Below are 10,966 nucleotides of genomic sequence, written 5' to 3' on the forward strand. Positions count from 1 at the left end.
ATATATTAGAATTAACATGGTATGAATGATTAGTAGCAATTGATATAATCGTATTAGAAGCAATTAGGAGGATTATTAGTGGAGAAGTTAAAAGTACTATTTCAAAACACCTTATATATAGCTTACCCTCTTTTAACTGGAGTTGAGGGAAGTGAAAAGGTTTTAAATAAATGGCAACAATTCTATCAAGATGTAGAAAGAGATCTACAGGAAATTTACAACTCATCTTATTCATCACAGACTTTCGAAAGGCTAGTAAAATGGGTTTCTAAAAAGGAAGCTTTAGGATTATCAGGGATAGACATTCTTCCAAAACTAGAAAATCATAGGGAAGAAATTTTTGAATGTCTAAGAGATGACTTATATATGGAGTTTGGAATTAAACTGCCTATTATCGCAAAAGAATTACCTTTACATTCAGAGGCTAAGAGTGATTATATAGAACGAAGTAATGCAGGGTTTATGTACCATTTATCAGACACTATTGCTAAGAATAAGTTTACAGATGACCAAGATAAGAATGTACGGATTGCTCAATTACAGGATAAACAAAATAGTCTAGTGGTAGTATCGTCACACGATGATGGTGATATGAAATTACAAAGGAAAGAATTAAAAAGATGGAATACACTGATTGATTCTACTTTTTTAACAAGAGTAATGGACGATTTGACGGCGGACTGCCTCGATATTGTAACTGAACTTTGGGTAAAGAGTGCGGAAAATGATAAGACTATTGTGCCTGTACATTACGAACAAATATTAGATATGTGTAATATGAAACAAATCAAAAATGGTAAGGCTTATTATCGAAAAGAAGACAGATTAAAAATTATGGAGCGATTAGCTGCTCTTGCTAGTATTTTTATTTATGTCAATGAAGATAATGAGATTGTGATATTAAATGAAAAAGATCCAAATGAAAGCCTAACTTATAAAAAGCAAAGAATTCGAAGGTTATTTGTAATGGATGAAATTATCATTGCAAAAGATATTGATACGGATAAAACATTAGGAATAGAGAGTATGAACGTTACACCAGGAAGCTTTTTATCAAAATATCTCTATGGATCTGAAAAGCTAACAGGTTTATTATCAAAAAAAGCCCTAGAGTATAACAGCAAGCAACAGAGATATCACAAAAGATTAACCAGATATCTAAGTTGGCGTTGGCGCATTCAACAATCCTATCAACATTTAACACATTCTTATAGTATTGGTGGTCCTAAAGGGTTATTACAAGTAATGGAGATAAGCATGAATAGAAAACCAAGTCTAATAAGACAAGTTTTTGAAAAGACTTTAGATGACCTTATGAGCGACCAAGTAATTCAAGAGTGGAAATACTCTCCCGAAATTGATGAGGAAAAATGTAAGGGAAAAAACTGGTTTGAAAACTACTGGTTAAAATTAAAAGTAAGCATTTCTCCTACAAATGAACTTGTTAAATTACAACAAGAGTTGATTACTAAGAAAAGTAAGCAGCAAGTACCCTTGGTCATTGAGATGGAAGAAAAGCCACCGGTAATTGAAGAGAAGCCAATAAGTATAGTAAATCAAGAACCCCCTAATAGTATTGAGTTTTATATTGAAAAGATGAACACGTATAAAGAGAAGAATAATAAAAGTATTCGTGAGTTAGCGAAAGAAATAGATATTTCGTATTCAACACTTTCAAGGATGTTATCCGGTAAAAGAAAACGATTAAATGATGATACGAAAAATAAGCTAGATAAGTGGATAGAAAGACAGGTAGTAGTTAATCTGCTGTAAACGACGGTTTAAAAATAAATATATATAAACAAAAGGACTTAATCAAAGTAATGATCGATATTATCCTCTTTAGGTAGACAATGTAAAAAAGACCATGTACACACTTTGATGTTACACCATTACTTGGAGAGGATTTTTTAACATGACTAAAAAAGGTTCAACATTAAATGAACATTTGGAATGATTGATTTTATCAACTATTCCAATTTAATTAAAGGTAATATAGGCTGAAGAAAAATAAACATAAGATTCGCATGAATAACTTTCAAAATAAGTGTAATATGAACCATAAGTTTTCTGGAACAGCAAACTTATGGTTCTTTTGTTTGCTGCAAAGTTATGCCCCTGGATTTGAAGAAAATTCTTAATGTCGTTTTTTAAATAAAGTCTCGACGTTTTAAAAAAATTGCGATGTTTTGTCCCTTGGGATCTGTTTATCTTAAGGGATATACTTATAGTTCCCAAAAAATCTGAACGGAAAGACCGATTAAGGAATTGTTGAGTAGCAATAAAGTTATTGCATTTTTAGAATCAGTTCCTGCTTTCTGAGAAAAAACTTCGTCACTATATTATCTAGATTAATTTGGTTGTATTCTCCAGTTCGAACAAACTTTAAAAAATAGTTGTAATTCATCTTGAATTGAAAGATGGATAAAAAACATCATCTTTTCTAGTTAAATTTTAGAAATAACAACTTTTTTACAATTGGGGAAGTAAAAACTCTTAAGTTGATAGGAATGTATGGTGACTGCCTTGTATGTTATTCAAGGATAGTACTTTATATGAGTATGCAATTGTACATATTCATATAAAGTACATAATACATAAAATCCCATAAAATTATAGTAATAACATTTTTTTATATGATATTTATTAAGATTCAATGATACCAACAAATTTTATGTTTAATTATAGTAGTAAAATTATTTCACTTCATGAAGTGATAATAGTATAAAAACTTTTTAAATATAATTAGAAAAAAATAAAACATTTAATGTCAGAAAAATCGAACATTAGATACACAATTTTCTAGTTTACTTATGAAAAACATAGTGATTAAAATGGGGGGGGAAGTAAGGACCTTATATTCTATCAAAAACAAATAAAAAACGAGATGCACTTACTCTTTTGAAAAATTTTTTATCCTCAAGTGTGTGTGAAGAAATCCTAACGTTAGGTTGTACAACATTTACAATCAAAACTTGTAAAAAACAATAGTGAAGAGGTGTAAGGAATGAAGAATAAAATTATGACAGGATTTTTAATAACATCAATTGCTACCGGGGCGACTATTCCTATCAATACTCTCGCAACGCCAATCGTTCAAGCAGAAACAAAACAAGATAATATAGATATTTCCTCAGCGTTACGAAAAATAGGTGCACACTCCAAATTAACACAAACCTTTGTCGATGGAGCCTTAGCAAGTCCGAATGTACAACTTGTAGAAGTTCCATCTTTAAATACAACTCAATTTCTAATTAAACAAGATATGAAAGAGTGGTCATCCGAACTTTATCCCAAATTAATTCTATTAAATTCAAAAAGTAAAGGATTTGTAACTAAATTTAATAGTTATTATCCAACATTAAAAGGATTTGTAGATAATAAGGAAGATAAAGAAGGGTTTACAGATAGACTGGAAGTCCTTCAAGACATGACCATAACAAACCAAGAAAGTGTGCAACGTCAAATTAATGAGTTAACAGATCTAAAACTACAGTTAGATAAAAAGGTGAAAAATCTTGATACTGATGTGGCAAAAGCACAGAGTGTCCTTAATTCAGAGGGAACAGGAAAAATAGATAAGTTAAAAAATGAAATGCTAGATACAAAAAAATCAATTCAAAATGATTTACAGCAAATAGCATTATTACCAGGAGCCTTAAATGAACAAGGGCTAAAGGTATTCCAAGAAATTTATAGTCTATCGAAAGATATCATTGAACCGGCTGCTCAAACAGCAGTAGTAGCGTATAACAAAGGAAAAGAAATAAACAATGCTATTGTAGACGCAGAGAAGAAAGCAGAGCAAGAAGCAAAAGAAAAGGGAAAATCAGCTATAGAAATTGAGGCTGCCAAAAAAGAAGCACGTGAAGCAATAGAGAAAAGTAAAAAAGGTGAAATCGCTGCAGCTGCAGTTACAAAAACGAAAGAGTATGATCTTATGAAAGTGATTGATCCTGAAAAAATAAAAAAAACATATAATACTTTTGCTGAAATTAATAAACTAACAGCAGAGCAACGTGCATATTTAAATGATTTAGAGAAACAAAATCAGAAATTATATGACTTAACAACTAAATTAACTGTAGCGGATTTACAAAAATCAATGATTCTTTTCATGCAAAATGATTTGCATACATTTGCTAACCAAGTAGATGGAGAAATTGAGCTAATGAAACGTTACAAAGAGGATTTGGATCTAATAAATAATAGTATTACAAAATTATCGACTGAAGTTGATGCCAATAACACTCAGTCTCAAAAAGATACATTAAGACGATTAAAAAGTGTAACAAATCAACTCGAAGAACAAGTTTATAAATTCTAATATTAAGAACATAGGTTTATCAAAAAGATTATATTGCAACTGAATATAAGGAGGAGATCAAATGATGAAATTTCCATTTAAGGTTATAACTTTAGCCACTTTAGCAACGGTTATAACTGCTACGAATGGTAGTATTATTCATGCACTTGCACAAGAACAGACAGCTCAGGAACAGAAAATAGAAAATTATGCGTTAGGACCTGAAGGATTAAAGAAAGCATTGGCTGAAACAGGCTCTCATATTCTTGTAATGGATTTATACGCCAAAACTATGATTAAGCAACCGAATGTAAATTTATCCAACATTGATTTAGGTTCCGGGGGAGGAGAATTAATCAAAAATATTCACCTAAATCAGGAACTGTCACGAATCAATGCAAATTACTGGTTAGATACAGCGAAGCCAAACATTCAAAAAACAGCACGTAATATTGTAAATTATGATGAGCAATTTCAAAACTATTACGACACACTAGTAGACACTGTAAAAAAGAAAGATAAGGTGAGCCTCAAAGAAGGAATAGGGGATTTAATCAATACAATTCATACAAATTCAAATGATGTTACGGAAGTCATTAAGATGTTAGAGGCTTTTAAAACAAAGTTGTATACAAATACTGTAGATTTTAAAAATAATGTTGGTGGTCCAGATGGACAGGGCGGATTAACGGCTATATTAGCGGGAAAACAAGCACTAGTCCCACAACTTCAGGCCGAAATTGAGAATTTACGTTCTACACAGAAATCACATTTTGATAATGTATTAGCCTGGTCAATTGGTGGTGGATTAGGAGCTGCTATTTTAGTTATTGGAACGATTGCAGGAGCGGTAGTAATTGTTGTGACGGGTGGTACAGCTACACCAGCTGTTGTGGGTGGTCTTACAGCTCTAGGAGCCGCTGGTATCGGTTTAGGAACAGCTGCTGGTGTCGAGGCATCTAATCATATGAATTCTTATAATGAAATTTCGAATAAAATCGGAGAATTAAGTATGAAAGCTGATCTGGCTAATCAAGCGGTTATTTCACTTACTAATACCAAGGACACTCTAACATATTTATATCAGACAGTGGACCAAGCAATCATGTCTCTAACAAGTATTCAGCAACAATGGAATAAAATGGGGGCTAATTATAAAGATTTATATGATAATATCGATCAAATGCAAGAACATAAACTTTCGTTAATACCTGACGATTTAAAAGCTGCTAAACAAAGTTGGAATGATATTCATAAGGACGCAGAATTCATTTCCAAAGACATTGCTTTTAAACAAGAAAAAACAAACTAAAAATCAATATATATTCATAGGAGGAATTAAAGTGAATAATAATTTTCCTTATAAACTACTTGCTGTATCGACGTTTTTAACCCTGACAACAACTACTGTAGTTTCACCAGTAGCTGCTTTTGCAAGTGAAAGTAAAATAGAACAAACGAGTACGGAAGATATATCTCTTTCTGTAAACAGCGAAAAGATGAAAAAAGCTTTGCAAGATGCTGGGGTATTTGCAAAATCCATGAATGATTACTCTTATTTGTTAATTAATAATCCAGATGTTAACTTTGAAGGAATTGATATTAAAGGATATACAAATCTACCTAGTCAAATTGCACAAGATCAAAAGAATGCAAGAGAGCATGCTACAAAATGGGATGCGCACATAAAAAAACAACTTTTAGATACCCTTACAGGAATTGTAGAGTATGATACCACATTTGACAATTATTACGATACATTAGTAGAAGCAATTAATGAAGGAGATGCAGATACATTAAAAGAAGGCATTACAGATTTACAAGGTGAGATTAAACAAAACCAAGCATATACACAGAATTTAATACAAGAACTAGCTAAGTTAAGAGATAGTATTGGAGAAGATGTCCGAGCATTTGGAGGTCATAAAGATATCTTGCAATCGATTTTAAAAAATCAAGCATCTGGAATAGATGAAGATGAAAAACGCCTAAATGATGTTTTAGAGCAAATAAGACATTTTAAACAAGTAGAATCGGATGGAATAATAACTGTATCATATCCCTCAATCCCTACATGGATTGCTGGAGGTGTAATGATAGGGGTAGCAAGAAATAATTTAGGTACGTTAGAGCCGTTATTAGCGCAATTACGGCAAACGGTAGACTATAAAATAACATTAAATCGTGTAGTTGGGGTTGCGTATAATAATATTGCTGAAATGCAAAATGCAATTGGATCAGCTATTAATGCTCTTACCTATATGTCAGCACAATGGCATGATTTAGATTCTCAATATTCAGGAGTACTTAATCATATTGATAAAGCATCCCAAAAGGCAGATCAAAATAAATTTAAATTTTTAAAACCTAACCTGAATGCAGCAAAAGATAGTTGGAAAACATTAAGAGCAGATGCATTTACATTAAAAGAAGGAATAAAAACATTAAAAATGGATCCTGTTTCTTCGAAAAAATAGGGAAGTATACTAAAAAGGTGGAGTTGTATCAAGAGCTTCACCTTTTTTATTGTAGTTGAGTTGTATAAGCAAGTTTCATCTTGTTTCAATTGTGAAAGGACTTTTTTGAGTCGATTAGTGTATATATAGCTTATTTTGCTATGCACATATTTAATCGACTTGAAGAAGTTCTTTTTGTGTTGCATTCAAGTTAGGAATCACTTGTATATAGAACATCGGAGGCTAATAGTACACTAAATGAAAAAGCACATAATTTGTGCTCGTTTTTCTCATGAAACAATAGGGGTTTATTTAAAGGAAACGATCTATGATTGCAATTGTATGGAATATCTAAACATTCAAAAGTTAAATATATCCGAACAAATTAAATTTATGCATAATGGACAAATGGTATTAAGAACATTACAAGACATATGTAATGAGAGAAAATTTACTATCATCGCTTGTACTGTAGTAAAGATATTAAAATAAATAGGCACGAGGGCTTATATTTAGATATTACAACTAAAAAATAATGTGAATAACTAGCACAGCTATTAGGCTTTTTTCATTTAGAAAAATACTATGGACATTATTAAATTTTTTTGATTAGATCTGACATTTTATTAACACTCATACTACTAATAATAAAATCTATTATAAATATATATCTTATATATTAAAAAGAAATAAAGATAAAACTATTATAGGTTATCAAAAATAGGGGGAAACTCTACTCCCACAAGGGAAAATTTGATGTTAGCACGTAAAAAATCATAAATAGTAAAAAATGTATCCGTAGATTCAATAATTATAAGACTTTCAATTCTACAAAAAAGCAAAAAGAAAATCATATGTTTCTACATGAAATCGGAAAGAAATTGATACAAATTACTTTATATTTATTCAACTATGGAAATAAGCTTCATTTACTTTATTTTGGTAAATAAGCAGTATTTAACGTTCAATTATCCACATTTTGTTCAGAAAATGTAGTTATTTGTTAACATTACTCAGTATTTACTCATAACTCACATTATTATTGATGATTTTTATTAGATATATACAACAACACTAGTAGTTACAATGATGTCAGAAAAATACTATTCACATTCGAGTATATTTGTCCTCATATCCACTGTTTTTATAATTTTATTTTTGATTTTTTGTAGGTATTATGAGGTATGTTTTATTACATTAGAAGAATACTCCCTGGCACTATGTGGAGAGTTATATAGTGCTAGAAGAGAATTTGTATAGAAGTGCATAAAAAAAGACTTCATTTTACATGAAGTCCTTCTGATTTTGTATTTATAAATAGAGTAGTAGAAAAAGAGTATGAATGAAACAACTACGAATAGCCCTCTACTTTCGATTTTTTCAAAAATAGAGAGCTCGTTACTATTATTTTATTTCCATTGCGTGTAGCACCTGATCTGGAGCTGTTATTGTTACACCAGCACGTACTAAGCGTTCGAAGGTACGCATAAACTCTAGTAAATTAAACTGTTTTGGTAGCTCAATCACACGCAGTTGTTCTTGTGGTAGTTTATCAATTGTTTCAATAAACCATTCACGTACATCACTTGGAATTGTGCGTTCTTTATGACCACGAACTTTTAGTTTTTCACGCATTTCAATTTCTAAAGCGATATATGCATGGAGATTCACTCCCTGATCATATGCATATTTTCTAAATAACGTTTCTTCCTGGTATTTTATATAATTACGGTGATAAGATTCTTCTGTTACTGGTACCGCAAACTTCTGCTTCAATAATGCATGCACATTTTTAAACATCTTTTTAATGTTACGAAGAGAGTACATAGAATAATGTAGGCCGAAATTAAAGATAGCTTGCTCACGTTCGCTATTTCTCTCTTTTGGTATATGCTGCGCAATAAGAGGGTAGATACCTTCTTTAGCTGCTGTATCGAGAATTTGATATTGAGATGTTTGATGCAATAGTTTCTTCAATGTATATACAATTTTCGTTGGATATCCTTCTTTTCGATCAACCATGTCACGTAGTCCGTGAATTACACTGCGAATTTGACGATGACAAGTATGCTTTAATACATGAATGAATTTATTCATGTCTGCAGAAAGTTCACCGATATTCATCTCTTGTAGGACTGCTTCGATAAATTTCGCTTTTCGAGCATAGGTAGCTTTTGGTGTAAATGGATCCCTATGTTGTTCTTCTCCAGCTTCTTTCGAACATAAGAAGTCTGAATGTATAGACAGATATAATGTTGTATATCGTTTTGTATGCTTTACACCTTTTTGCATTTTGCAAATTTTGAATAGGGGATTCCCCGTACATGGTAATGCAGTTGTTAATTCCTCGATAACCGCACGGATCTGATGCGGATATTTTTTATGTAAGAAACGATACATCCCACCGAAGTGAGTTTTGTTTCCTCTTTCGTCCTGCTTGTCTAAAGAACGCTTTAATGTTGTTTCCGTATGTTGTTGCATTGCGATGTCTAAGAATAGTTTCTTAGCTGCTACAGATAGCTTAAAGAAATCCTTTGTAAATACAACAGGACTAATATATACGTACGGATTTGCTTTTTCTGTTTCCTCATTCATAAAATGAGTGAGTTTGATTGTATAACGGCCATCTACTCCATTTTCGATGGAGATAATGTTATGTAAGTTTAATTTCTTTAATGCGATATAGAATTGAGAGTGTTGGATATAAGCAAATTCTTCTTTATATTGCTTGTAATCTTCCCACATCATATGTATGGTTACATTTGGAATGACGCCGTTTGTATAGCATTTTTTATGTAAGTACAAGAACACTTCAAGATCAGCATTCGTAATACCGTATAATTTATGTTTTCGTCCTGCTTTTTCTGCAAGTGTAGACATTGCCCGACGTGAAAAAGATGGTTTGGCTTTTTCAACAAAACCTTCTACATCCGCAATACGCTCTTCGTATGTCATGTGCTGCAAAATATCTTCTAAATATGTATCTTTATAGCTGTAGTATTTCTCCTCAAATGTTTCCACAAACTTTTGCCAAGATTTGAGTGTTACTAAAACTGCGTTTGTTGTTTTCCCATTTAAGCTACGTTGATTACGTATCACAAATGATTTTCCCATCTTTTTCACCTCCGTTCTACAAATTCAGAAATATATGTCAAAATACTATAAAATATACCAATTTTGATTATAGCAAATCGAAAAATGATGAAAGGTGCTCCTTTAAGAAGAAAATTAGCAACTTGCAACAGCTTATGAAGCTAGTTGTATCAAGGGATAAGAGAATTTCATGATTTTTTTTTGTGTTAAGGATACCGCAAACGTGTTGCAAGTTGTGTGATATGTATAAAAGTAAGTAAAAAAGCACCTAAACCCTTGGTATATAAAGGATTATAGTGAAAATGGTAGGGGAGTTAGGGAAAGGATACCGCAAACATGTTGCAAGTTAGTGAACGTAATGATTAAAAATGAATTGTAATAATTACCCTTGATATAAAAGGACTTGTTGACATTTATAGAATGAAAGTAGGGAAAGGATACCGCAAACACTGTTGCATCTTGTGAGAAAAATAAGGGCATGCATACCGCAAACGTGTTGCAAGTTGGATGATATGTATAAAAGTAAATGGAAAAGCACCTAAACCCTTGGTATATAAAGGTTTATGGTGAAGATGATAGAAAAGTTAGGGAAAGGATACCGCAAACATGTTGCATATTATGTATGTAACTTATAAAAAATATGAGAAAAATAGCTTGAAAACTTTAAAATGACATGATTTTTTTTAAAATTACTTAGTTGAGAAATAAATTATACTGTTGCAAGTTGAAAGAGATAGGGAAAGGATACCGCAAACGTGTTGCAAGTTGATTAGAAATAGGTAAGAGAAAGAGCAAACGTGTTGCAAGTTGAGAAATATAAGGCAAACAAAGCGCAAAAAGAATGTAAGTAAGGAGAAAGAGGTAAGAAAAAAAGCAACCTGTTGCAAGTTGAAGAGTTAAGGAAAGCAAGGCGCAAAAGAAATGTAAGAAGAAGAAATAGGGAAAAGAAAGAGCAGCATGTTGCAAGTTAAAGAGTTAAGGAAAGCAAAGCGCAAAAAGGATGTCAGTAAAGGAAAATAGGTAAGAGGAAGAACAACCTGTTGCAAGTTGAAGAGTTAAGGAAAGCAAGGCGCAAAAGAAATGTAAGAAGAAGAAATAGGGAAAAGAAAGA

5 protein-coding genes are annotated in these 10,966 nt (G+C 31.7%); 4 read left to right on the top strand and 1 reads right to left on the bottom strand.

Annotated features, from left to right (window positions below; genetic code table 11):
- The first annotated feature begins 78 nt into the window (after positions 1–78).
- The 4 genes from AB6801_RS23210 (at position 79) to hblA (ending at position 6,783) form a co-directional block, all read left to right on the top strand.
- Complete coding sequence (locus AB6801_RS23210) at positions 79–1,773, top strand: helix-turn-helix domain-containing protein (protein ID WP_000413210.1); 1,695 nt, start codon at positions 79–81, stop codon at positions 1,771–1,773.
- 1,234 nt (positions 1,774–3,007) lie between these two features.
- Positions 3,008–4,327 (top strand): hemolysin BL lytic component L2, encoded by a 1,320-nt coding sequence (gene hblC / locus AB6801_RS23215; RefSeq protein WP_097842657.1) that lies wholly within the window; start codon positions 3,008–3,010, stop codon positions 4,325–4,327.
- 61 nt (positions 4,328–4,388) lie between these two features.
- Positions 4,389–5,618 (top strand): hemolysin BL lytic component L1, encoded by a 1,230-nt coding sequence (gene hblD, locus AB6801_RS23220; protein WP_370941179.1) that lies wholly within the window; start codon positions 4,389–4,391, stop codon positions 5,616–5,618.
- 31 nt (positions 5,619–5,649) lie between these two features.
- Positions 5,650–6,783, top strand: a complete 1,134-nt coding sequence (gene hblA, locus AB6801_RS23225; RefSeq protein ID WP_001063467.1) for a hemolysin BL binding component B — start codon at positions 5,650–5,652, stop codon at positions 6,781–6,783.
- A 1,383-nt stretch (positions 6,784–8,166) separates the two neighbouring features.
- On the opposite strand, the gene AB6801_RS23230 is transcribed toward hblA, so the two are convergent.
- Positions 8,167–9,876, bottom strand: a complete 1,710-nt coding sequence (locus tag AB6801_RS23230) for a hypothetical protein (RefSeq protein ID WP_016090251.1) — start codon at positions 9,874–9,876, stop codon at positions 8,167–8,169.
- Between the last annotated feature and the right edge of the window lie 1,090 nt (positions 9,877–10,966).

The organism is Bacillus sp. RCC_6_1, from assembly GCF_041360755.1.
Taxonomy (GTDB): Bacteria; Bacillota; Bacilli; order Bacillales; family Bacillaceae_G; genus Bacillus_A; species Bacillus_A cereus.

Excerpts from the sequence above, each read along its gene's own strand:
- AB6801_RS23230 (WP_016090251.1), bottom strand. The coding sequence starts at position 9,876 with ATGGGAAAATCATTTGTGATACGTAATCAACGTAGCTTAAATGGGAAA.
- hblD (WP_370941179.1), top strand. The coding sequence starts at position 4,389 with ATGATGAAATTTCCATTTAAGGTTATAACTTTAGCCACTTTAGCAACG.
- hblC (WP_097842657.1), top strand. The coding sequence starts at position 3,008 with ATGAAGAATAAAATTATGACAGGATTTTTAATAACATCAATTGCTACC.